This window comes from Pontibacter diazotrophicus (assembly GCF_003367245.1).
Taxonomy (GTDB): domain Bacteria; phylum Bacteroidota; class Bacteroidia; order Cytophagales; family Hymenobacteraceae; genus Pontibacter; species Pontibacter diazotrophicus.
Map to the genome: position 1 here is coordinate 124,971 of NZ_QRGR01000010.1, position 24,311 is coordinate 149,281.

Below are 24,311 nucleotides of genomic sequence, written 5' to 3' on the forward strand. Positions count from 1 at the left end.
AATTGAGTGGCCATAAATCCGATTACAGAAAATGTTTCCGGCTGATAATGCTTTAAACCTCCTCCCCTTCTTTTGTGGCTCTGCCTCCTGCTGGTTAGCCCTTAGCTTCTGCTGATGTACTCCTGTAATAAAGGCTTACTCTGAAAATTTTCAGCTTTCAGGCAGAAATCTATCTTTCTCTTTATAAGCCGATTAATGCTTAAGCTGCTGCTTCAGATGTTTCTGTTGCTACATCTTATCTAAAAAATCTTACATAAATTTGTAAGTGACCACTTACTTTTGTAATTTTGGGTCGTATAAATAAAGCACCCGATTTAAAAACACGTTAACTTAAAGTTTACAGAAAACAATGCTTGAGTACATTAAGACAATTTTATTGAAAGTAAGTTTTGATAAAATGCTGTTTGAGAAAGAGTTAAGAAAGGCTTTTAAAGTTTTGGCAAAAGAAGAACTGCAGCAACTCAAACAGTGGTGCTACGATCAGTTCTCTGGAATGTATCTCGTTATTCTAAACAAGGTATTCACCAGAGCAAAGGTGGCTTAGGCTAGGAAAAACTTAATCTGGTTGTTGCTCCACAAAGTGGATGTTGCGCAGCAAACCGCTGTAACCAGTGCGCTTTACAGCTGACTTTTTAAACAGCTGCGAAAAAACCTCCTGCGTCAGCTCCTGCCAATCATTTACCTTCATTTCCTTCAGGTGAGGATGCGGCGCAAAGGCGGGCTCGCTATGCGGTTTGCTAAAGCGGTTCCAGGGGCACACATCCTGGCAGATGTCACAGCCAAACACCCAGTTTCCAAATTTTCCATGCATCTCCTGCGGCAATTGGTCTTTTAGCTCAATTGTAAAGTAGGAGATGCATTTACTTCCATCCACCACATAAGGCTCTGTAATGGCACCTGTCGGGCAGGCATCCAGGCAGCGCGTGCAGGAGCCGCAATAATCTTTGATAGGGCCATCCGGCTCCAGTTCCAGGTCAATAATCAGCTCTGCGATAAAGTAAAAACTGCCCACTTGTGGCGTGATAAGGTTGCTGTTTTTGCCAACCCAGCCAAGTCCGCTTTTCTTTGCCCAGGCCTTATCCAGCACCGGGGCTGAGTCTACAAAGCAGCGGCCGCCTACTTCCCCTATCTCTTCGTTTATGTAGTGCAGCAGCTCCTTGAGTTTGTCTTTGATGACGAAATGATAATCCGTACCATAAGCATACTTGGAGATCTTATAGGTATCCTCCTCCGGCTGTGTCTCCTCCGGAAAGTAGTTCAGCAGCAGCGACACTACTGACTTGGCCCCCTCTACCAAAAGGCGTGGATCCAGGCGCTTGTCAAAGTGGCTTTCCATGTAATGCATTTGCCCGTGCATGTTCTGGTTCAGCCAGCGCTCCAGGCGCGGTGCCTCCTCCTCCAGAAATTCTGCCTTGGACACGCCACAATACATAAATCCCAGCTCCTTCGCCTTCTGCTTTATCAGGTGTGTGTATTTCTCTTTATTCAAAACGTATAATTCAAAATGCTACTTCTGTTCCTCAACAAAATTAAGCTAAAATAAATCCATTACCGTCAGACGCTCGCAGGAGCTGCGCACGCTGCGAGCCTTTAGAGTATAGTTAGCTGTTGATGAGAACACGCAACAGTGGCGGGTTGAAGCGTATGCAGCGTAGAAATAAAAAAGCAGGCCCAAAGCCTGCTTCTTAAATAAACGAAATCACAAACAACTTAATTTTCAGTCTGATCAAATAAACTGCCTCCTGTCACCTGCTGCGGCGGTATTTTCCCCAGGTGCCTGTAAGCGGCTTCGGTTGCTTCACGGCCGCGGGCGGTACGCTTAATATAACCTTCCTGAATCAGGAATGGCTCGTACACTTCTTCGATGGTTTCGGCTTCTTCGCCGCATGCCGTTGCGATGGTAGAGATACCAACAGGACCACCTTTATACTTATCAATGATGCAAAGCAGGATGCGTTTGTCCATATCATCGAGGCCGTTGTGGTCTACATCCAGCGCATGCAGGGCAAACTTCGCGATTTCAACGGAGATGGTTCCGTCGCCTTTTACCTGCGCAAAGTCGCGTGTACGGCGCAGCAGGTTGTTGGCTATACGTGGTGTACCCCGGCTGCGGCGGGCAATCTCGAAGGCAGCATCATCGTGTATAGGCGCACCCAGCAACATCGATGAACGCTTCACAATAGAGGTTAGCAGTTCTGAGTCGTAGTACTCCAGGCGGCTGTTAATGCTGAAGCGGGCACGTAATGGCGCTGTCAAAAGGCCGGAGCGCGTGGTGGCACCAATCAGCGTAAACGGATTCAGGCTGATTTGCACAGAACGCGCATTCGGACCGGAATCCAGCATGATGTCAATCTTATAATCCTCCATGGCCGAGTACAGGTACTCTTCCACAATCGGGTTCAGGCGGTGAATCTCGTCTATAAACAGTACATCGTTTGCCTCCAGGTTCGTCAGCAGCCCCGCCAGATCGCTTGGCTTATCCAGCACCGGGCCGGAAGTCATTTTGATGCCGGAGTTAAGCTCCGCCGCAATGATGTGCGACAGCGTCGTTTTACCCAGGCCCGGAGGGCCGTGCAGCAGCACGTGGTCCAGTGCCTCGCCTCTACGCCTTGCCGCCAGCACAAATATCTTCAGGTTCTCCACCACCTTCGCCTGACCGGTAAAGTCGCTAAAGCTCAGGGGGCGAAGCGCCTTGTCTATGTCGCGTTCAACTGGCGACAAATGTTCTTTTTCGCCAGTGAGATAATCTTCTCTCATTGTATATGCTCTAATTTCTTGCAGCTTCTGCTCTGCTTTCTGCTTACAGATAACAGTTTCAGCTATACTTTTGCTCCATTTCAGCCCACTAATTTACTTATTCTTGCTAATATTTTTATAGTATTCACAAGCAATTCTAATTAGATTAGTAAAACCATCTGTTTAGATAGGCAAATTTAGTTTAGAAATAGTTATTGCTCCTGAACCTAGACCTCGCAGTGTGCGCAGCTCCTGCGAGTGTCTGAACGTGAGGCTGTAGCTATATAGCAGTCAGGACACTCACAGGTTTGGAAGACACTATGAGGTCACCACAGCAGCAAAGGCTACTCAAAGGCAATTGACTTCCCTGCTCATTTCCGAACAACGAGAAACCAACAACGAATAACGACTACTTAAACGCCTGAATACCGGTAATATCAGCCCCCGTAATCAGCAAATGTATATCATGCGTGCCCTCGTAGGTTATCACAGACTCCAGGTTCATCATGTGGCGCATGATCGGGTACTCTCCTGTTATGCCCATGCCGCCATGGATTTGGCGTGCTTCGCGGGCGATATGCAGGGCCATGTCTACGTTGTTGCGCTTGGCCATGGATATCTGCTGCGTGGAGGCTTTACCTTCGTTCATCAGAGTGCCTAAGCGCCAGGCCAGCAGCTGCGCTTTTGTTATCTCCGTCAGCATCTCCGCCAGTTTCTTCTGCGTGAGCTGAAATCCGCCAATGGGCTTGTCGAACTGTACGCGCTCTGTGCTGTACTTCCTGGCCGACTCATAACAGTCAATGGCGGCACCGATAGCACCCCACGATATACCGTAGCGGGCAGAGTCGAGGCAGCCAAGAGGGCCTTTCAAACCGTCGATGTTAGGCAGCAGGTTCTCTTTCGGCACCTTCACGTTATCAAATACCAGCTCTCCGGTGGTGCTGGCACGCAGGCTCCACTTGTTGTGGATTTCCGGGGTAGAGAAGCCTTTCATCCCACGCTCCACAATTAAACCTTTGACACGGCCTTCCTCGTTCTTCGCCCACACCACAGCCACCTGGCACTCCGGAGAGTTCGAAATCCACATCTTGGCTCCGTTCAGCAAATAGTGGTCGCCCATGTCTTTGATGTTGGTGACCATGCCGCCGGGGTTAGAGCCAAAGTCAGGCTCTGTTAAGCCAAAGCAGCCCAACCATTCGCCGCTGGCCAGCTTAGGAAGGAACTTCTTCCGCTGTTCTTCCGAGCCATACTTGTAAATAGGATACATCACCAGTGAGCCTTGTACCGAAGCCGTGGAGCGCATACCAGAATCTCCCCGCTCTATCTCCTGCATTATGATGCCGTAGCTGATATAATCGAGTCCGCCTCCGCCATACTCTGTTGGAATCGTAGGCCCAAAGGCTCCCACATCGCCGAACTTCTTTACAATTTCAGACGGAAAGCGCGCTTCCTGCGCCCATTGCTCAATATTTGGGGAGATCTCGCGCTTCACGAAATCGCGCATGGTCTGCCGGATAAGTATATGTTCTTCGGTAAGCAGGTCGTCGATGTCGAAATAATCAGGAGCTCCTGCGGATTCGTATGCCATAGTTCTTGTTATAGTTTATGAGAGTGCGTGCTATGCAAATATAGAATTTTCGCCCAAACCTGCGTCAAGATGAAGGACAAAAGACGCAGGCTAAAAGCAATCCTGTTTCGGGTCCTTAAACTTGATTACTAAGTTTACGCAAATCAGCCTTAGGTCGGTTCTTAGTCCCAGCGGGACGACCTGTTGATAGAAACAAATACCTTTTATCTACAGCTCCGGAGGAGCGACCTGTTCAGATATACGCAACAGGCCGCTCCTCCGGAGCTATAGGTGCTTATGCACCATTAAGCTATCAACAGGTCGTCCCGCTGGGACTGTTGCATCATGTTAGTGAATAAAGGATAGGTAAGCAGTAGTGTAAGCTCAACGTGATTAAAAACCCAAAAGCCCCACCAGAATGGCAGGGCTTTCATAACATAAATACGAAGTTAAAGTTTAGAGGCTAACTCCGATAATATGGGGAAGCGGCATCTGCATTAACCTTAGAACTTAAGGCCTACCGACAGCAGGTAGTTGCGTGTAGCCTGTGGATAGTAGAAATTTTCAGTGATTGGTGCGCCACCGGCAATATAGCTGAAGGTATAGCCATTGGCAGCATACATTTCATTGAAAACGTTATTAACCAACAGTCCCAGCTCCAGATTTTTCAGTACATTTTTGAAACCGATGTTGTAGCGCAGGCGAAGGTCACCTACCTGATAAGCTGGTATAATGCGATTTTCGTTCTCCGTATTATCCAGGTACTGCTTGCTCACCGACTTGTAAATGAAGGCTGCGCGCAACCCTTTTAGCACCTGCACCTCCAACTGGCTGGTTGTTACCCACTCCGGCGAGAAGGCAATGGTTGTTTTGCCATAGTTGTTTTGTGCCTGGTCACCTGTATCATAATCATCTATAAACTCGCTGAAGCCGTCGATCTTATTCTGGCTGTAGGCAAGGTTGGTGGTGAAGGTAGCCTGTTCTCCTAATCGCATCGCTCCGGACAATTCTACCCCCTGGCGGTAGCTGTCGTCGATGTTGGTGCGGGTGTATGCGCCCACATCGTTAATCTGCCCGGTTAGCACCAACTGGTTCTTGTAGTTCATATAAAAGTAGTTCGCCTCCACATCTGCCGTCAGGGGCTTTCCTGCAAACTCTCCCAGACCTATCACGCCACGGTAACCTGCCTCTAAGTTCCGCAGTGTTTCATGCTGCGGCCGACTGTTTGGCGAAGATTCTGTGAAATCATTGCGTACGGGCTCCCGGTTACCCACCGCGAAAGAGGCATACAGCTGGTGTTCGGGCTGCAGTGTATACACAACACCTGCTTTTGGGTTCCAGAAATTATAATCTGCCTCCTGCGTGATATTGGTTAAATCATTATCGAAGCCGAGAAAAGAGTAGCTGACGGTGCGAAGTTGCAAATCCCCGAAAACATGCAGCTTCTCTGTGAGGCCATAGCTTACTTTAGCAAAAATGTTGAAATCCGTTTTAACAGCATCGTTATCGTAGTAGTGTTCCCGGATATTAGAGGTAGAGGCGTAGCGCGCCCAGATAATCTCCCCGAAGTGGCGGCCGTCGTACCTGTTCCAAGCGCCTCCCAGCGTAGCGTTCAGGCGGCTGTTCGGGTTATACTGCAGCGCATAAGTTGCGCCGTAAAAGTCGTTATTCAGCCAGCGGCGGCGAATGAGGTCCGTGGTGGAGATGGTGTCGCCGCCAATCATCACATCTGCCAGTCCGTAATCCGCTAAATCATCGTCGGCCCGGAATTGCTCATAGTATCCCCGCCCATAGGTGTAGTGCAGTGCACCCGAGAAACTCAGGCCCGGCATGAAATCATGGGACAGGTGCAACTGGTAATGATCCTGCTGGTAGTTATCTGTTTCATTGTCGTAAGTGTAATAGTTATAGCGGCGGCCGGAGTTCAGCAGATTCTCACGGTCAGCGCCTTCAATATAGTTGCGGTCGATGTATGCCTGCAGGTCGTCGGCGTTGCCGTATACCAGCGCCTCCGGGGTGCCATACCACGCCTGGTAGGTTTGCTCGGTACCGGAGAAGGTGATAAACTTTAAAGAGGTTTTGTCGCCGTAGTAGCCCCCGGAAAAATAGAACGATTTTAAGTCGGATGAGGCGCGGTCGATATAGCCATCCGACTTAATGCGTGACAGGCGACCATCGAAGGCAAATTTGCCGTTGATCAGGCCAGTTCCGAAGCGCACGTTGTTCCGCCAGGTATTGAAGGAGCCGTAGGTATGGTCTGTCTCGGCGTAGGCCTCGCGGCGTACCTGCTGCGTCTGTATGTTCAGGCTGGCCCCAAAGGCACCGGCACCGTTAGTAGAGGTTCCGACGCCACGCTGCACCTGTATATCCTCTACAGAGGAGGCAAAATCAGGCATGTTCACAAAAAACACGCCATGGCTTTCCGGGTCATTTATCGGGATACCGTTTACCGTTACGTTGATGCGGGTAATATCAGACCCACGGATGCGGATACCGGTATAGCCCACGCCTGCGCCGGCATCAGAGTTCACCACCACCGAGGGCACCTGCTCCAGCAGGTAAGGCAAATCCTGCCCGAAGTTGCGCGCGGCTATCTCCTCCTGGCTCACGTTGGTAAAGGTGGTGCCCGTGCGTGCATCGGCGCGGGTGGCCTGTACTACTACCTCGCTTGTCTGCAGGGCCTGTGGCTGTAACACTACTTCTACCTGAGCATCCTGCTGCAGGGCTACTGTTATTCTTTTCTGCTCATAGCCCAGGTAGCTCACCTTCAGGCTGTAGTTTCCGGCTGGCAGGTTTTGAAATGAGAAAGTGCCATTATCCCCTGCAGACACACCTGTGGCTGTCCGCTCCAGCACGACGTTGGCTCCAGCCAGGCCCGCGCCATTGGCTGCATCGGTTACACGCCCGCTCAGTTGGTACTGGGCAAGCAGTTGCAAAGGCAACAGGAAAGCTGCCACTGCGATAAAAAAATTACGCATTATTGTATTGAAGTGAAAGATGAAACATACAGGACTGCCAGGGGTTAGCATCCCGTTAAATTTCGTTTACCGTTTTCCCTTCGCCGGCATTACCCGGATCAGGTTCAATGGGTATGATCTCAGCCCGTTTTATTAAGGCACCCCCTAAACTGCCCCAAAGGTAAGAGGCTTTTCACTCTCCTGCAAAGTTGAGTTTATCAAGGCGCCGAAAAGTTTTTGACACCAGCTGCTGCACATATGCTTAAAATTTGCTTTTACAGATAACCACAAAGGCCGAAAGTACGTTGTAAAACATACGAAGGCACCTTTCCCCTTACGTATTGAAATTGAAACCTTTGCCGCAGATAAGAGCGGCATAACATTGAATTTTTAATGTATTACCGCGATGATGATTAGCATTATTTATACTGTAGCCCTTTTAACGATACTGGCCTATTATGCATTCGCCCCACGCAATAGATTTAACCGTCCGCCATCTACCGACAACGATGATGACGGAGGTGAACCGCTGGGCGATGACTTACCAGATATTGACCTTCCACCCGGCATTTCGTTGCCCGTCAACGATTTTGAACCGAAGTATGACTTCAGAAATATAAAGGTTCCTAAATTCCCGGAACCTTCCGTGCATTAAGTACCTCTTTAAAAGCAGTGGCCCCAACTGAATAGTGTCTATTCAGTTGGGGCCACTGCTTTTATTTTATCTGTGCTACCGTTAAGAAACACACATGACTTTACCAGTACAGTTCTTATAAAATTTAAAGTACTGTAACAGTAAAAGTACGCTCAAAAACCTGCCCCGGCCTGAGTTCATTTATCCCTTCTTTTTCCTGTAGTTCACCGGTATCTCCTACACTGCTGGCAATGCCACACCAGGGTTCGATGCACACATAAGGTGCCGGCCCCGGCTTTGCCCATATTCCTAAGTACGGAAACCCTTCAAAAGCCACTTCTATCCGGCGCGGGCTTACGTTACTCGCCAGCGTCACTTTCTTAGAGTTCAGGCGCTTCAGCACCACAGCATCTTTGTCGAAAAGGCGGCGGTCCAGGGGCAGTATGTTATTTTGCTCCAGTACGCGTTCCGTATCTCCGTTCAAGAGGCCCTGCTCGTTCAGCAGGTAGCGGCTGGCCGTTTCCTCTTCTTCAAATTCGATATAGTAGTCTTCGTAGCGCTCGCTGGGGTACAGCGGTACGTTAAAACCAGGATGCGCTCCTACTGAGAAATACATTTTCTCATCATCAGGGTTTGTCACCTGGTATGTAATAGAGAGCTTACTCTCCTGCAACTGATAAGCGATCAGCAACCTGAATTTGAAAGGATACTGCTCCAGGGTCTCCTCATCGTGCTTTAGTTCGAACACCAGCTTATCCTGCTTCACATCTACCAGTTTAAACTCTTTGCGGCGCGCAAAGCCATGGCGCTTCATGTGGTAGGTTTTCCCCTCGTAAGTATATTGCTGGTCTGGCAGTTCTCCTATTATCGGGAAAAGATTCGGGGCCTGTCCGCTCCAGACAGCGGGATCACCCGTCCAGATAAGCTCCAGATTCTCGTCTTTTTTCACAAGATGCTGTAGCTCGGCCCCCAGGCTTTCTACACCCACTTTATATTGGTCGTTTTCTAAGGAATATATCATAATCTATTTTTCAGAAGTTAATGTTTTTGAAGCAGGGCATCCACGTGGCGGCAGGCCAGCTGCAAACGCTCCTCCTGCTGCCCGGAGATCTCCACAAAAGGCACTTCCAGCGCCTGTAGCTCACTTTTATACCACTCGTAGAAGTAAGTTCGCAGGTGCGGATGTTCGCGCTGTGGGTCCGGCTCCCAGGGCAAATCAACGCCCATGAGCAGGCAAAGGTTGTAGTTCTGCTGCTTTAGTTTCTCCTGTATCCAGGCGGGGCAGTGGCCAAAAGCATGCTCGCTCCAGATCTTGATCACCAGCAGGTCTGTATCTGAGAAAAAGATATTCTTAGCCTGCAGCTGCATTTCCTGCTCCAGTGCCAGTTGCCCGTGGGCGATGGCTTCTAAATCCTCTGGTGTATACGGCCTGCCCAGGTTGCCTACATAGGTGCGGGCGAACTCCGGCACCCATACCGTACTGTACTGCCGGGCCAGTCGCTCCGCCAAAGTAGACTTGCCCGTAGACTCAGGCCCGGTTATCGAGACTTTCAGCATCAGGCAAAGGTCGTAATTACATCTGTAGGAAGTATAAAAATCTACAGCCTTCTGAAGCAGCAAGGGGTGCCGGGAAATTCCCGGCACCCCTTGCTGCTTGCATATCAAAAAAATGCGCTAATTCTCCGAAAAGCTGTAGTCGTAGAAATTGTACACTTCCACTATCTTCGGCTGCTTTTCGCCATGTTGATTCAAATGAACCTGCTTTGGGCTTTCATCCGGAGATTCATAGCCCCATTTTAAACGATTTTCAAATTTCAACTCTTCAGGTAACTCCAGTTTACGTTGTCTCATATGCTGCAGGATTGGTGGTGAAACATTCTACGTCCAAAGCGGAATCGCAGCAATCATACTCGTTAACTTGTACGTGTGGCCACCACCATAGGTCTTTCACAATAAGACGAATTAGTAGTATTATGCGTTAGCTTCTGCAGGAGCCTGCTTCAGGGCCACCAGGTCTTTTTTCCAGTCGATGTAGCCTTTAATGGATAAGAGCAGGAAAACGAAATAAAGGAAACTGGTCAGGTAAAGGTCTTTATAGGTATACACACCCACATACACTACATCCACTACCAGCCAGACAATCCAGTTCTCCAGCTGCTTCTTGGCCATCATCCAATAGCCAATCAGACTGACGGCAGTGGTGGCAGAATCTGTGTAAGAAAGGTCGGCATCTGTGTAGTTATCCAGAAAATACCCCAAGCTTAATGTAAAAACCAGCCCCAGCGCCAACAGCACGGTCATTTCCTTTTTGCTGACACGCTCTACTTTGCGCTCTGAGTCGTTCTTGCCTCCGTACAACCACATATACCAGCCATACAGGCTCGTGACAAAGTAAAACGCATTCAGCCCCATGTCGGCGTATAGGCGCGCATCGTAAAACACGAATACGTACATGCCCACGCTGATCAGGCCTATCGGCCACGTCCAGATGTTCTGCTTTGCCGCCAACCACACACAGACTATACCTGTCACTACACCAATCAACTCAACTACGTTCATGGCTTGCAAAGCCTCTACGATACTCTGTAACACATTCATCCCTGCAATTTAAGCGCTCGCAGCACTTTACATAAACAAATACCTGCTTAATTTTAAAATTCAGGCGAAGCAAGGCATTATTTGCCGCGCCACACGTATACCATGCTACCCCAAAAAGAAGTTCTATGGATGAAATCACGGCACAGGAACTAAAAGAGCGGCTGTCGCGCAGCTCCAACATACAACTAGTGGATGTGCGTGAGCCTTCCGAATTTGAGATTTGTAATTTGGGCGGAGAGCTGATTCCGATGGGGGAATTGCCCAAACAGGCGAACCGCATCAAGCGCGATGTGCCGGTAATAATGATCTGCCATCATGGCTTCCGCAGTGCGCAGGCCATTAATTATCTCAGCCAGCGCCTCGGCTATGATAACCTCCTCAACCTGAAGGGCGGCATACATGCCTGGGCCACTCAGGTAGACCCGACGATGACAAAATACTAGACAGTCGCCGATATAGATTCTGCAAAAAATAATTACTCTCCTACTTGCAGCATATTCTAAAGAAATTTCCGTAATTTTACGCGGCAAATAACAACCCTTAATTTATTTGCCATGATCTCTGATCAGTCTAAGATATTATTTGAAGCACTCACCTACGACGACGTGCTTTTACTTCCGGCTTACTCCGAAGTACTCCCCAACGAAACAGACACTTCTTCACAACTTACCCGCAACATACGCATCAATATTCCGCTTATATCGGCTGCCATGGACACCGTGACAGAGGCTGACCTGGCGATTGCGATGGCGCAGGAAGGTGGTATCGGCTTTATTCATAAGAACATGTCGATTAAGAAGCAGGCGCAGCAGGTGCGAAAGGTAAAGCGTTCTGAGAGCGGCATGATCCTCGACCCTATTACTCTGAACGAGAAAGCCACGCTGGGTGATGCCGTGCAGATTATGACCGAAAACAAGATTGGCGGTATCCCGATAGTGAACGATGCGGGCATATTAACCGGTATTATCACTAACCGTGACCTGCGTTTTGAAAAGGACCTGACACAAAAGGTGTCTTCTGTGATGACCACCCAAAACCTGGTGACGGCATCCAGAGGCACTGACATGGCTAAGGCCGAGGACATCCTGCAGGAGTACAAAATAGAGAAACTGCCGGTAGTGGATGAGGAAGGCAAACTTGTCGGCCTGATCACTTACAAAGACATCCTGAAGAAGAAAGACCGACCTTTTGCCTGCAAAGACGAGTTCGGCCGCCTGCGTGTAGGTGCCGCCGTAGGCGTTACGCCTGATGTGCTGGACCGCGTGAAAGCATTGGTGGAAGCAGGTGTAGACGTGATAAGCGTAGACACAGCCCACGGCCACTCAAGAGGCGTGCTGGAAGCCGTAAGAAAAATAAAGGATGCTTTCCCTGAGCTAGACCTGATTGCCGGCAACGTTGCCACTGCTGATGGAGCAAAAGCACTGGCTGACGCAGGTGCCGACGCCGTTAAAGTGGGTGTAGGCCCGGGCTCTATCTGTACGACCCGTGTGATTGCCGGTATTGGCGTACCGCAGCTCTCCGCTGTAATGGAAGCGGTTAGAGGTCTGGAAGGAACCGGCGTACCTGTGATAGCAGACGGTGGTATCAAGTTTTCCGGTGATGTTGTGAAAGCCCTGGCAGGCGGTGCCAGCACCGTGATGATAGGCTCCCTGCTGGCAGGCACGGAAGAGGCTCCGGGCGAGATGATTCTTTACGAAGGACGCAAGTTCAAGACCTACCGCGGCATGGGTTCTGTGGAGGCAATGGAAGAAGGCTCGAAAGACCGCTACTTCCAGAGCAACGAAACAAACGCGAAGAAGCTGGTACCGGAAGGCATTGTAGGCCGTGTGCCGTACAAAGGTTTGGTACAGGAGGTAATTTACCAATTGGCAGGCGGCATTCGTGCGGGCATGGGCTATTGCGGCACGCCAAACATTGAGAAGCTGCAAGGCGCTAAAATGGTAAAGATTACGGGTGCCGGCCTTCGCGAAAGCCATCCACATGATGTACAGATTGTACGCGAGGCGCCTAACTACAGCCGCTAATCAGCAGCTGATGCAACAAATAGCGTTCATCAGGTTAACCACCTGATAGCTAACCTGCAGGAGGTGGAACAACAAGTTCCGTACTGCTCTTATATATGAAGCGTAAGCGGCATATAAATTCTGGTTTTTAACTCTTCACTTCATGTGAACCGGAAGGCGCAGACAGGCCAAAAGCTAACCTACGCCTTCCGTTTTACGTTATGCAAGTTGTTTTCCTATAACTCTACTCTCACACTTTGGCCAAAGAGCGGAAATTTTCATTACCTTTCATTGATATTACGTCTACTAAAAACAAGATACTATCGCAGGAAAATAAAACGGCGGATTCCAGTCCTATGCTTTACAAAACGAATGCAAGATCTTTACTGGTTACTACTGCTGTCGTTAGCTGGGCTCTGCTGTTAGCAAACGTATTGTTTTCTGCTCACAGACTTCGTGAGCAGGGTGTGGCGCAATTGTCGCTGCCCTTTTTGAACAACCTGCTGATTGTTGTTTTCCTCGTCTCCGTGTTTCTTTTCCAGCGTCTGAGTACAGAGTCACTGAAGGGAGTAGATTTTATCGGCTATCTCTGGAACCTCTTCTCGAAAGCTGCCGTGGCAGCCTATGTGAGTGTGGCCCTCTTCCTGGGCTACAAGGTGATGACGAATTATGCCGATACGGAGTCCCCTTTGCTGCTGCACCTCGTGTACCAGATTAACTTCGGCTTACTGGTTGTTTTTCTGGCCAAGGCCTTCTACATCTGGCGGCAGTTACTGCTTTACCATAAAAACAAGTTCCTGCAGATAGCCTGGGATTGGTTTGAGTTGCTGTTAGGGGCCATGCTGCTGCTAACCATCTTCAACTTTGACTATAACAGCTACATTTTCATGCCGCTGCTGGCCCTGATAGGCTTTTACATCCTGTTTCTGTGCACCAACCTGAAGTGGGTAGCCTATCTTACGTTCAGCAATAAAAGCCGGTCTTTGGTTTTGCTCGGTGCCATTCTGCTCAGCTGCTACATATTCGTGCGCTTTTTCAGGGGCCTGAAGGATAGCCCGAACCTGGTAATTGACTATACCGATGTAAGCTTCCTGCTGCTGGCCATGATGTTTGTGGGCTCCTATACACTGGCTGCCTTTCTGGTGTCGCTTTTCAGTTTGCCTACGTCCAGTGTATTTGAGCAGAAAAGCGAAGACCTGCTCAATTTCCAGCGCCTGAGCCAATCCATACAGCAAGGGCAAAGCGAGGCGCAGGTATACGACATGCTGTTCGAGAGTACGATTAAAGCCTCTGATGCCAGCGCCTCCTGGTTTGAGCTGATCCGTAACGGGGAGCCACAGGTAACACACCTGCTCAACATCAACATCGACCAGATCAAGCGTATCCGGCACCTGCTGCTTGCTTACAACATCCACAACATCGATTACATCAACAATAACCTGAACCGCAACCCGGGCTTCCGGGACCTGATGCTGCCCTGGAAATCGTTGATCATTCTTCCTATTAAGTCTAAGAATTACCTGTCGGGGGTGCTTTATTTGCTGAAGGATATTGAGCAGGGCTTCGACCGCGAAACGGTGAACGTGCTGCGCACTTTCACCAGTCAGACTATACTTACCATAGAAAACCTGCGGCTGATATCAGAATCGCTGCAAAACGAGCGTTATAAAGAGGAGTTGAAGATTGCCACGCAGGTGCAGGACAGCCTTATTCCGAAGAAGTTCCCTGTCGACAGCTGGTTTGAGATAAGCACGCATGCCTTGGCAGCCAAAGAGGTGGGCGGCGATTTTTACGACTTCCTGCAGCTGAGTGAATCGCGCATCGCCATTATTATCGGCGACGTGTCGGGAAAGGGAATCTCGGCGGCTTTCCATATGGCCCAGATGAAAGGGATTTTCCATGGCCTGATGCAGCAGGATATGCCGCCAAGCGAGTTCATGAAACAGGCCAACAGTGCCCTGAGCCGCTGCCTTGAGAAAACTTCTTTCATTACTTCGGCGCTGTATATTATAGATTATAGCATGAAAGGCTTTATGTTTGCACGTGCCGGCCACTGCCACACGTTATACTATAACGCCATGATGGACGACGTCTTCTACTTCCAGACAGACGGCCTGGGACTGGGCATTATCCGGGACAAGAGCTACGCCAACCATATACGGGAGATGTACTACGACTATAATCCCAGCGATGTGATGGTGATTTACACCGACGGCATTGTGGAGGCCCGGAACGAGGCGAACGATGAATATGGCGAAGACAGGCTAAAGTACATGCTGCAGCAAACATACCATCTCGAGGCTGAAGATATTAAATACGCTATCATCAACGACCTGGAGAATTTCACGGGCCCTGACAATCTTTATGATGACCAGACGCTGCTGGTGATTAAGTTTAAACCCGTTGAACCAAACAAATGAATAAGCCGTAAAGTATGCCGATGAAAATAACGAACGAAATCAAAGATAACACCATCATCATGACGCTTGATGGTGAGCTCGATGCCAGCTCTTCGGTGATGCTGGACGAGGAGCTGTCTGACCCTGAAATAATGGAGTACAGCAAAATCCTGGTCGACTGCAAAAACCTGCACTACATTTCCTCTGCCGGACTTGGTGTGTTTATCTCGCACCTGCAGCGCTTCGAGGATGCTCAAATCAAGCTAATCTTTTACAACATGCAGGATAAAGTGCGCAACGTGTTTGAGATACTGGGCCTCGACCTGCTTATGACCATTGTATCAGATTACGAGGAAGCAAGGAGTATTGCCAATGAATAACTCCATTCGGGTAAACTGTACTAAGAAGAACCTGAAAACAATACGTGACTTCGTCACGGAGTACCTGCATGCCCTTTCCTTAACGGATATTCTGATGAACCAGATTGTGTTGGCTGTAGATGAAATATGCGCCAACCTCATTATCCACGCCAACCACGAAGACCCCAAGAAACACATTGTCCTGACCATAAGCCAGGCGAAAGACATGCTTCAATTTAAGATTTCAGATGAAGGACTGGCTTTTGAGCGCGCCAACTACAAAGAGCCGGACATAGAGGAAAATATCCGGCTCGGCAAGAAGGGCGGCGTGGGCATAGCCCTCGTAAACCGCATCATGGACAAAGTGGAGTTCCAGAGCGATGGCTCCCAAAACACCTGCATCCTTCATAAAAAAATCAAATAAAGCTACTTACACACTTTACCTGCGCATATTCCGTTATCGGAAACGAAACCAATTGCAATACAATTGTGGTTACACTTTTTGACTTATCTGTCAGAAAAAATAACTAAAATTGCATGTTCTGATCCTGATCAGCGAAAGAAAAATTCTGTTTTAAAAACTTATGCGCAGTAATCACCTACTTGTTGCGGCTGCTCTCCTGCTGACGGCTGGCTGCACCGCAACCAAGAAGAATGACAGTAAACAGCCCACCATCGCGACACTTGGCACGCAACCTGTTTCCATTGAAGAGTTCCGCTATGTGTACGAGAAAAACAACAGCGGCAACGAAGACGCCTATACCCGCCAGAGTGTAAGCGAGTACCTGAACCTGTACACTAACTTTAAGCTGAAGGTGCTGGAGGCGCAAGGCCAGGGGCTGGATACCACTACCGCTTTCAGACGTGAACTGGAGGGTTATAAAGAGCAGTTGGCACAGCCTTACCTCACCGAAAAGAGCGTGACCGACAAGCTGGTGAAGGAAGCTTACGAGCGCATGAAGCAGGAAGTAAACGCCTCCCACATTCTTATCAGCCTGACACCGGATGCAGCCCCTGAAGATACCTTAGCGGCTTATAACCGCACTATGGATTTGCGCAGGCGCGCGCTAGCCGGTGAAGATTTTGGTAAACTGGCACAGGGAAACTCCCAGGATCCGTCTGCAGCCGATAACAAAGGAGACTTAGGCTATTTTACGGCCCTTCAGATGGTATATCCGTTTGAGGATGCTGCCTTCAAAACTGCTGTCGGAGATATTTCGATGCCGGTACGCACGCGATTCGGGTACCACCTGATAAAAGTGAACGACAAGCGCCAGGCCAAAGGCGAGGTGCGCGTGGCCCACATTATGGTGCGTGCCACACCGGGCATCCCAAAAGCCGACTCCCTGGCTGCAAAGCAGCGTGCAGACGCTATCTATAAGCGGGTGCAGCGCAACGAGAACTGGGAGAAACTTGCTGAAGAGTTTTCTGAGGATGCCAATTCCGCCAAAAACGGTGGTGAGTTGCCGTGGTTTGGCACCGGCCGTATGATACCTTCTTTTGAGGATGCTGCCTTTAACCTGCAAAACACAGGCGATGTGGCGCAACCGGTTCTAACACCCTATGGCTGGCATATTATCAAGCTGATAGAAAAGCGTGGCCTTCCTGCTTACGAAGAAATGGAGCAGAACCTGCGCAACAGAATCGCAAAAGACTCCCGCTCTGAGCTGAACAAGACCGCCTTCATGAAGCGCATCAAAACAGAGAACAGCTTCACAGAGAATGCCGAAGCCAAGGCAACCGCCATGAGCAAAGCCTCAGACGATCTGCTAAAAGCAAACTGGACCTACGACGAAACTGACAAAGCCCTGAAGCAAACCCTGTTCAACATTCAGGGCAAAGCCTACACTATCGGTGATTTCTGGAAATATGCTAAGGAGGCGCAGCAACCACGTGCTACAAGTTCAGCGGCACATGCCATGAACCTGCTCTACGAGGCCTATATAGATAAGAGCCTGGTGGAATATGAAAAGGCTAATTTAGAAATCAAGCACCCAGACTATAGAATGCTGGTACAGGAGTATCACGATGGTATCCTCCTCTTCCAGATGATGGACGAGAAAGTATGGTCGAAGGCGGTTGAAGACTCTGTTGGCCTGAAAGCATACTTTGCTCAGAACAGGGAGAAGTATACGTGGGGCCCGCGCGTGCAGGCAACCGTTATAAGTGCCGCCAACAAAGAGCTACTGCAGAAAGCACAGGAGCAAATGGGCAAACGCCGCTATCCGGTTAATTTTGCAAAGCTAACCGACATTCTGTTTGAGCAGAACAAGCCCACGCTAACGCAGGAAGGCACTGCCAAACTAAATGAACTGGCCGAGCTACTAAAAGGCAACGAGAGCCTTGCCGTAGATATCAACGGCCACACAGACGCCCGCGAAGCTACTGCCAGCAAAAACCTGGCAACAGAGAGAGCCGACAAGGCCAAAGCCTACCTGATGGCTCAGGGAGTACCGTCTGCTCAGCTAAGCACGAACAACCTTGGGGCAACAAACCAGGCAGGCCCGGATAATTCGGAGACAGGCCGCCGCCGCAACCGCCGTGTGTCTTTTGTGTTGTACACGACAGAACTCAGTGCCCTCGCTGATAACCTGAATGCACTGAGCAACAACCCGCTGGGTGTGCAGATATCAGAGAAGAAATTCCAGAAAGGAGATAACAAGGCCCTGGATATGGTAGCCTGGGAGAAAGGCACTTACAACGTGCAGCAAAATGGCCGAGAGTACCTCATTATTATCGAGGAGGTACTGGAGCCAGGATACAAAGAGCTGGACGAAGTGCGTGGCCTGGCTATCTCTGACTATCAGAACTATTTAGAGCAGCAGTGGGTAAGCCAGCTGCGCGAGAAATACCCGGTAACCGTAAGGCAGGACGAGGTAGACAAGCTGATTAAGCAGTAGTTTATTCTGGTACCTTTTTTGCAACGAGCTGATAAGTCAGTTTATTCAGAATAAAGACGTAAATTGTGCGTTTCACTTTATAGTCTGACTGAAATTTAAGTTTGTACTGCAAGGGATGCTTTGAAAACTCGATAGCTGCTGTTTTTGGTACATAGCTCCGGCTATTCCCCTAAAAGCAAGTCTCTTCAGAATGCAGGTTCATTTCTTTCAGCCATAAAAAATTAAGCAGGCGCTAAGCGCGCACCATCATATCAATTATTACAGCCTTGAAAAAGATACATTGTTTTGCCAGAACGGCCTTTGCGGCAATTTGCCTCATTGTAATTTCTTCTACGGCCTTTGCCCAGGCACCTGTGCAGCGCACGGTGGATGGCATCATAGCGAAAGTAGACAACTATGTTGTTTTACGCTCTGATGTAGAGTTTGGCTACCTGCAATACCTTCAGCAGTCTAAACAGCAGCCAAGCGACGAAATGAAGTGCCAGATATTTACCTCACTGCTGCAGGACAAGCTGCTCCTAGCTCGTGCCGAGATAGACTCTATTGTAGTAGAGGAACCATTGGTGGCCAATGAACTGGACCGCCGCATACAGTACTTAGCCGGCCAGGTTGGCGGTGTAGAGCGGCTGGAGCAGTACTACAACAAAAGCATTACGCAGCTGAAAGAAGAGCTACGCCGCACCGTGCGTGAGCAGATGGTGATGGAGAACATGCAGCGGGAGATTACAGGCAAAGTAACTGTAACCCCTAAAGAAATAAAGAAGTATTTCAACAACATTCCTGCAGACAGCCTTCCTTATTTCTCCAGCGAAGTGGAGATTGGCCAGATTGTAAAACACGCCACCGTAAGCAAGACGCAAAAGCAGGCGGCCAGGGAGCAACTGCAGGCCCTGCGCGAGCGTATACTTGCCGGTGAAGACTTTGCCACACTGGCAACACAATTTTCACAGGATCCGGGTTCGGCACAGGCTGGTGGAGAACTGGGTTTCTTTAAGAAGAAAGAGCTGGTGCCAGAGTACGAAGCGGCTGCTTTGCGCCTGGAGCCCGGAGGGATTTCTAATGTAGTTGAGTCACAGTTCGGCTTTCACCTTATTCAGTTGATTGAGCGCCGTGGCCAGGAATTTAACACGCGCCACATCCTTATTAAGCCAGCCACAGCAACGGTAGACGTACAGGAGGCCATTACCGCATTGGACAGTATCCGGACGAAGATACAGAACGACAGCCTGCTGACGTTCCCTAAAGCAGCCAAGGAGCACTCTGATGATAAGGCCACAAAAGATAACGGCGGCATGATGGCAGGCCGTGACGGCAGCACTTATATTCCGATGGACCAGGTTGATCCATCCATCTTCTTCGTGATTGACACGATGCAGGTAGGGGATATTTCAAAACCGATTCCGTTTACCACAGAGGATGGCAAAGAAGCGGTGCGCATCATTTACCTGAAAGGTAAATCAAAACCGCACCTGGCTAACCTCCAGGACGATTATCAACGGATTTCTAACGCAGCGCTCGCCGAAAAACGCAGCAAAGCCGTAGACGAATGGTTCCGCAAGAATATAGACACTGTATTTATTGAAATTGATCCGGAGTACCAGGAATGCGGTGGACTCCAACAACTAATGCAATAAGAAGAAATGAAGCAGTTCACCTCTGACAAAGAAGCAGCCGATGCGCTACACCACGTTTACCGGGAGTTAACTTCCGAAATATCAAAAGTGATTGTAGGGCAGGAAGAAGTCGTTAAACTAGTACTTACAGCTGTTTTTTGTCAGGGGCACTGCCTGCTGGTGGGGGTACCGGGGCTTGCCAAGACGCTCCTCATCCAAACTATTGCCTCTTCACTGGACATGTCGTTTAACCGGGTGCAGTTTACACCCGACCTGATGCCTTCTGATATTGTTGGTGCTGAGACAATGGACAACGAACGCAACTTTAAGTTTGTAACGGGGCCAGTGTTTGCCAACATTGTGCTGGCCGATGAAATTAACCGCACGCCCCCAAAAACACAGGCAGCACTCTTAGAGGCCATGCAGGAACATGCCGTTACAGTGGCTGGCCACAAGTACAACCTGCCAAGGCCTTTCTTTGTGCTGGCTACCCAGAACCCGATTGAGCAGGAAGGAACTTACCCCTTGCCTGAGGCGCAGCTGGATCGCTTCATGTTTAACATTACGTTAGACTACCCAAGCTACGAGTCGGAGTTGCAGATTGTAAAGAACACGACAGGTGCCGCTGTCAGCTCACTCAACAAGATTCTGCATGCAGATGACATTCTTGCCTTTCAGCAGTTAGTGCGCCGCGTGCCCGTGGTAGACAATGTGGTGGAGTATGCCGTAAAGCTGGTACATAAAACGCGCCCCAACATGCCCATGGCTTCTACGCAGGCAAACCAGTACCTGGAGTGGGGCGCAGGCCCAAGAGCCTCTCAGCACCTGATTGTGGGTGCCAAATGCAATGCCATCCTCAACGGAAAATACAGCCCTGATATTGAAGATGTGCAGGCAGTGGCACTCCCTATTCTCCGGCACCGCATCGTGCGCAATTTCAAGGCCGAGGCAGAAGGCATCACTGTAGAAAAAATCATTCAGGAGTTGCTTTGATTGAATTGTTAAATGGCCGCATTGTTAAATTGTTATCCATATAACCTGAAAACAACAATGTAACCATTGAACAATTAAGCCATACAAATTTCAGCGCATTGCTAGTACGCTAAATTAGTGTATTTTTGCACCCAATCACTTTACCAATATCACCTTATACATATATGGAAGCGGCTGCTTTATACCTACGCTTTAAAGAGAACCTGGCTACCGTAATTGGTATTCTTAACAGTCCTCTTGAATTGCGTTCCATGCCTTACAATACCTCTCTTCCACTGGAAGTAAACCTATTGGCGGATGTGCTGCGCCTGCATGGGCTGGAGTTTAGCTCTACTACACCCGGTGCGAAGCGCGTACAGGATTTCCAGCAGTGGTACCTGCAAAACGAGGAGAAAGTAAACGAAGTGATGCACCGCGTGCTGGAGGATAAAAAAGCCTATATGAGAACGGCTACTGGTGTTGTATTGCAAAAAGAAATGCTGTACCGCAGGCTGGAATACTTCAAGGAAACAGCTCATACACTGCAGGTGATGATGGCCCAGCAGAAACTACACAGCCCAAAGCACTTTAATTACCCGTTCCTGAACGCATAAAGCGGCAGAAACATATCTGATAATATAAACATAAAAGAGCCAGCACTATTCAGGTAGCGCTGGCTCTTTTATGTTTATATCACTCTCAGAAGCAAAGCAGTAAGCTGTAATCACCTGAGGTAATTAAAAACTGCTTACTTCCGGATAGAAGTGTGGCTGTCTTTGGAGTGCTCCAGGTTCAGGTCTTCTTCAGGCTGCTTTTTCATGCTGTCGGCCGCCATGTCACCGGCAGGGCCTTTGGCTATGAGCGTGCCGCCATCAACAGGCCAAACGGCTCCCGTTACGTAGGAGGCTTCGTCAGATGCCAGGAAGAGGTATACATTGGCCACTTCTTCTGGTGTGCCTCTGCGCCCCATCAGTGTGCCCTGCGTCACCATCTGCTCCATCTGGCTGTCCATTGGGCCGGTTTCTTTATGTGTCCAGCCTGTGTCTATCGGGCCGGGGGCCACGATGTTGCAGCGTACGCCTTTTTGCGCCTGCTCTGCCGCCAGCCCTTTCGTGAAAGCGTGGTTAAAGCCTTTGGTGCCACCATACGGCGCATTTTGCGCAATTCCCAGCACACCAGACTCAGAACCGGCTGTCACTATGTTTCCTTTTGTCTTCTGAAGCTCCGGCAAGGCAGACTTACTCATGGCAAAGGTCGTTTTAATATTGTTCTTCAGCAGGTAATCGAACGCCTCTTCTGAATACTCAGACAGCATGTTCGTTTCCGGGAATGTACCGGCGTTGTTAATAAGAATATCCAGCTTCCCGTACTGCTTTACAGCCAGATCTACGCAGCTTTGGGCATTGGCAAGGGAAGACAAATCACCGGTGAACGGAATGGCTGTGCCTCCCTCCTCCTGTATTCCTTTTACTACGTCTTCTACCGGGTCCTCCGGAAATCCGGCTACTACTACGCTTGCTCCTTCTTTGGCGAACTTTTTACTGATGGCTTCGCCTATACCTGCGCCACCGCCTGTCACGATAGCTACTTTTCCCTTAAGTCTGTTTCCCATTTTGTTTTCAGATTTTTGTTTTGTTTACTATTTAGCTTGATCATTTTTAACGGCAAAAACAGCAGCACAGTTGGCACTTGCACCAGTATGGCCTATGGCATCACAATTCTTTTCTTTCACGTATGAACAATTAGGGCACCCTCTCAGAAACTATAACAGGGACAAACCATGAATTTTTTATACAACACTTTACCCGATTCTTATAAGGAGCAGTTAGAAACGCAGCACCTTATATTAAGGCCCTATGAGGAAGGCGATGAAAGCGATTTTATGCGTCTGCTACAGGAGAACACTGCCTATCTGAACCCTGCTTTTGCCGGGCGGCGGGCACGGGTGCGGGCACTGGAAGATGCCCGGACGCAAGTGCGGCAGTTGCGCACTGAATGGGACAACCGCCGCTCCTTTGACTTTGGTGTCTGGCAGAAAGAAGACAATGCCTACATCGGCAGCATTGCACTCAAGAACCTGGACCGCACGATACCCAAAGCAGAACTGGGGCTGTACTTCACGGAATGGCCTAATAACACGGCCCTGGTGCAGGAGGCTCTACAGGCAGTGCTTCAGTTCGCCTTCGACTCCCTAAAGATGAACAGGCTGTACATGCGCTGCACTAACGCAAACGAGAATTACGGAGCACTGGCAGAAAATAACGGATTCTTGAAAGAAGGGGTGCTTCGCAACGACTACCGGGGAGCAGACGCTGATGAGCTACTGGACCTAAGCTACTATGGCCTGATACGCGAGGATTTTGAGGCCACCCGACAGGAGCAGGAGCAGGCAAATGCTACAGCCATGGCATAATTAGTTTTGACTGACAGAACAGCGTAAAGGTCATAAGAGTTACTTCCTTGGCTTCGCCACGAAAAACTCTGTATCAAAAGTAAGGTAAAAGGCGTTGGAAAACTCCAGCTTTGGGTCGTCCAGGTCTACCACCGGTTCCAGGCGTATCGTCAGGTAGAGGTTATCGATAATTTCAATGTCCTTCATCAACCGAAAGATTATTAGCTCCCGCTCCTCCTGAAGATAATCCGGGTGCTTGAAGGTAGTAGAGGCCGATTGATACAGCCTCCCTCCCAACTCCGTCACATAGCTGTCACCGCGCCAGTAACTCAGCATCACGTCTTGGTACTTTGTATCTATACCGGCATTCAGGTAAATGCCATAGCCTTGCGTGTACGGCAACTGAAACTCATTTGAAAAGTCTTTGAAGCCCACAAGGTAATTTTTTGTATACAGCCGGTGCAACACCTTGTGGCTATACCTCTTCTCCAGTTCAAAGCCTATGGCTGCGTTTGCCACAGTTGTCAGCGGCAATGGTGAAGCGTCTATCTGGCCGCCCTTGTGCAGGGCGGTAAACTGTATGGGTAAAGTCAGGCGCAGGCTGTCTGCAGTATTCCCCCTCCCCTCCTGCTCCAGCAGCAGAATATTTGCCGCTGCCCCACCGTTTACCTGCTCCTGGTCATCCTCTCCTCTATACAGCTTATGGTTCCAGTCTATCCAGGCATCCAGTGCTACATGGTGCGTATTGAGCTGGTACTGCAGGCCGTTCTCGAGCCGATTCGTAATCACGCGCTCAAAGTCGTAGAGCGGTTCTATATAACCGTGGTTCAGGTTACCCTCCAGCGTACCGAAGAGCAGGGCCCAGTTCTCCTTCTGTATTTTGGCTGTAAACGTGGGGGCGATGTCCTGATACCCGGTGCTGCCAAAGTCTTTCCAGAGGAAAGCACCAGCCTCCAGGCGCACAAATGGAGCCGGGTAATAGACCAGTTCAGGGTTGAGGTGATAGCCGAATAAAGTATAGCCATCTGCAATCTTATTGAAGTACTCGTTGTTCTTAGAGAAGCCAAAGGCATAGACTCCAATTCTAACCTCATTAGCATTTTGAGCAACTACAGGCATCTGCTGCAGTAGAATACGGTTGTTTAGCTGCGCCTGGGCAAAGCAGCTATAAATCAACATAA

22 protein-coding genes and 1 riboswitch are annotated in these 24,311 nt (G+C 49.4%); of the genes, 12 read left to right on the forward strand and 10 right to left on the reverse strand.

Going from position 1 to position 24,311, the window contains the following annotated elements; all coding sequences use genetic code 11:
- The first annotated feature begins 349 nt into the window (after positions 1–349).
- A complete protein-coding gene (locus DXT99_RS10725; RefSeq protein WP_115565556.1) occupies positions 350–544 on the forward strand; it encodes a hypothetical protein in 195 nt (64 codons plus the stop codon).
- 12 nt (positions 545–556) lie between these two features.
- On the opposite strand, the gene queG is transcribed toward DXT99_RS10725, so the two are convergent.
- The 4 genes from queG to DXT99_RS10745 form a co-directional block, all read right to left on the reverse strand.
- Positions 557–1,489: a tRNA epoxyqueuosine(34) reductase QueG gene (queG, locus tag DXT99_RS10730; RefSeq protein ID WP_115565557.1), complete on the reverse strand. Its 933-nt coding sequence runs from the start codon at positions 1,487–1,489 to the stop codon at positions 557–559.
- Between the two features lie 221 nt (positions 1,490–1,710).
- On the reverse strand, positions 1,711–2,757 hold the full coding sequence (gene ruvB / locus DXT99_RS10735; protein WP_115565558.1) for a Holliday junction branch migration DNA helicase RuvB: 1,047 nt from the start codon (positions 2,755–2,757) through the stop codon (positions 1,711–1,713).
- Positions 2,758–3,145: 388 nt separating this feature from the next.
- Positions 3,146–4,324, reverse strand: a complete 1,179-nt coding sequence (locus DXT99_RS10740) for an acyl-CoA dehydrogenase family protein (RefSeq protein ID WP_115565559.1) — start codon at positions 4,322–4,324, stop codon at positions 3,146–3,148.
- A gap of 482 nt (positions 4,325–4,806) precedes the next feature.
- Positions 4,807–7,281: a TonB-dependent receptor gene (locus tag DXT99_RS10745; protein ID WP_115565673.1), complete on the reverse strand. Its 2,475-nt coding sequence runs from the start codon at positions 7,279–7,281 to the stop codon at positions 4,807–4,809.
- A 59-nt stretch (positions 7,282–7,340) separates the two neighbouring features.
- A riboswitch (TPP riboswitch) is annotated at positions 7,341–7,436 on the reverse strand.
- A 230-nt stretch (positions 7,437–7,666) separates the two neighbouring features.
- On the opposite strand from DXT99_RS10745, the gene DXT99_RS10750 reads away from it, so the two are divergent.
- On the forward strand, positions 7,667–7,915 hold the full coding sequence (locus DXT99_RS10750; RefSeq protein ID WP_115565560.1) for a hypothetical protein: 249 nt from the start codon (positions 7,667–7,669) through the stop codon (positions 7,913–7,915).
- 124 nt (positions 7,916–8,039) lie between these two features.
- On the opposite strand, the gene DXT99_RS10755 is transcribed toward DXT99_RS10750, so the two are convergent.
- From DXT99_RS10755 to pnuC, 4 genes are all read right to left on the reverse strand, one after another.
- Complete coding sequence (locus DXT99_RS10755; protein ID WP_115565561.1) at positions 8,040–8,915, reverse strand: aldose 1-epimerase family protein; 876 nt, start codon at positions 8,913–8,915, stop codon at positions 8,040–8,042.
- Between the two features lie 17 nt (positions 8,916–8,932).
- Positions 8,933–9,559: an ATP-binding protein gene (locus tag DXT99_RS10760; protein WP_317048140.1), complete on the reverse strand. Its 627-nt coding sequence runs from the start codon at positions 9,557–9,559 to the stop codon at positions 8,933–8,935.
- A 9-nt stretch (positions 9,560–9,568) separates the two neighbouring features.
- The gene (locus DXT99_RS27010) at positions 9,569–9,745 is read right to left on the reverse strand and encodes a hypothetical protein (RefSeq protein WP_181885094.1); all 177 of its coding nucleotides are present in this window, start codon (positions 9,743–9,745) and stop codon (positions 9,569–9,571) included.
- Between the two features lie 120 nt (positions 9,746–9,865).
- A complete protein-coding gene (gene pnuC, locus DXT99_RS10765) occupies positions 9,866–10,492 on the reverse strand; it encodes a nicotinamide riboside transporter PnuC (RefSeq protein ID WP_115565562.1) in 627 nt (208 codons plus the stop codon).
- A gap of 125 nt (positions 10,493–10,617) precedes the next feature.
- On the opposite strand from pnuC, the gene DXT99_RS10770 reads away from it, so the two are divergent.
- From DXT99_RS10770 to DXT99_RS10810, 9 genes are all read left to right on the forward strand, one after another.
- Positions 10,618–10,935: a rhodanese-like domain-containing protein gene (locus DXT99_RS10770; RefSeq protein WP_115565563.1), complete on the forward strand. Its 318-nt coding sequence runs from the start codon at positions 10,618–10,620 to the stop codon at positions 10,933–10,935.
- A 111-nt stretch (positions 10,936–11,046) separates the two neighbouring features.
- Positions 11,047–12,516: an IMP dehydrogenase gene (gene guaB / locus DXT99_RS10775; RefSeq protein ID WP_115565564.1), complete on the forward strand. Its 1,470-nt coding sequence runs from the start codon at positions 11,047–11,049 to the stop codon at positions 12,514–12,516.
- 236 nt (positions 12,517–12,752) lie between these two features.
- Positions 12,753–14,915 (forward strand): GAF domain-containing SpoIIE family protein phosphatase, encoded by a 2,163-nt coding sequence (locus DXT99_RS10780; protein WP_246000641.1) that lies wholly within the window; start codon positions 12,753–12,755, stop codon positions 14,913–14,915.
- Positions 14,916–14,929: 14 nt separating this feature from the next.
- Entirely contained in the window at positions 14,930–15,274 is a 345-nt protein-coding gene (locus tag DXT99_RS10785; protein WP_237143955.1) for an STAS domain-containing protein, read from the forward strand.
- On the forward strand, positions 15,267–15,677 hold the full coding sequence (locus tag DXT99_RS10790; protein WP_115565565.1) for an ATP-binding protein: 411 nt from the start codon (positions 15,267–15,269) through the stop codon (positions 15,675–15,677). The genes DXT99_RS10785 and DXT99_RS10790 overlap by 8 nt, the downstream gene beginning before the upstream one ends.
- A 160-nt stretch (positions 15,678–15,837) precedes the next feature.
- Positions 15,838–18,153, forward strand: a complete 2,316-nt coding sequence (locus DXT99_RS10795) for a peptidylprolyl isomerase (RefSeq protein WP_115565566.1) — start codon at positions 15,838–15,840, stop codon at positions 18,151–18,153.
- Between the two features lie 266 nt (positions 18,154–18,419).
- Positions 18,420–19,787, forward strand: coding sequence for a peptidylprolyl isomerase (locus DXT99_RS10800; protein ID WP_246000642.1), 1,368 nt, complete (start codon positions 18,420–18,422; stop codon positions 19,785–19,787).
- Between the two features lie 6 nt (positions 19,788–19,793).
- A complete protein-coding gene (locus tag DXT99_RS10805; protein ID WP_115565567.1) occupies positions 19,794–20,759 on the forward strand; it encodes an AAA family ATPase in 966 nt (321 codons plus the stop codon).
- A 164-nt stretch (positions 20,760–20,923) separates the two neighbouring features.
- Positions 20,924–21,352: a hypothetical protein gene (locus DXT99_RS10810; RefSeq protein WP_115565568.1), complete on the forward strand. Its 429-nt coding sequence runs from the start codon at positions 20,924–20,926 to the stop codon at positions 21,350–21,352.
- Between the two features lie 134 nt (positions 21,353–21,486).
- Here the strand turns inward: DXT99_RS10810 and DXT99_RS10815 are convergent, their stop codons facing one another.
- Positions 21,487–22,350 (reverse strand): SDR family NAD(P)-dependent oxidoreductase, encoded by an 864-nt coding sequence (locus tag DXT99_RS10815; RefSeq protein WP_115565569.1) that lies wholly within the window; start codon positions 22,348–22,350, stop codon positions 21,487–21,489.
- 168 nt (positions 22,351–22,518) lie between these two features.
- Here DXT99_RS10815 and DXT99_RS10820 point away from each other — a divergent pair, with 168 nt between their 5' ends.
- A complete protein-coding gene (locus DXT99_RS10820) occupies positions 22,519–23,151 on the forward strand; it encodes a GNAT family N-acetyltransferase (protein WP_115565570.1) in 633 nt (210 codons plus the stop codon).
- Between the two features lie 39 nt (positions 23,152–23,190).
- Here DXT99_RS10820 and DXT99_RS10825 read toward each other — a convergent pair whose 3' ends face one another.
- Positions 23,191–24,309, reverse strand: coding sequence for a hypothetical protein (locus DXT99_RS10825; RefSeq protein ID WP_246000644.1), 1,119 nt, complete (start codon positions 24,307–24,309; stop codon positions 23,191–23,193).
- Positions 24,310–24,311 lie beyond the last annotated feature (2 nt).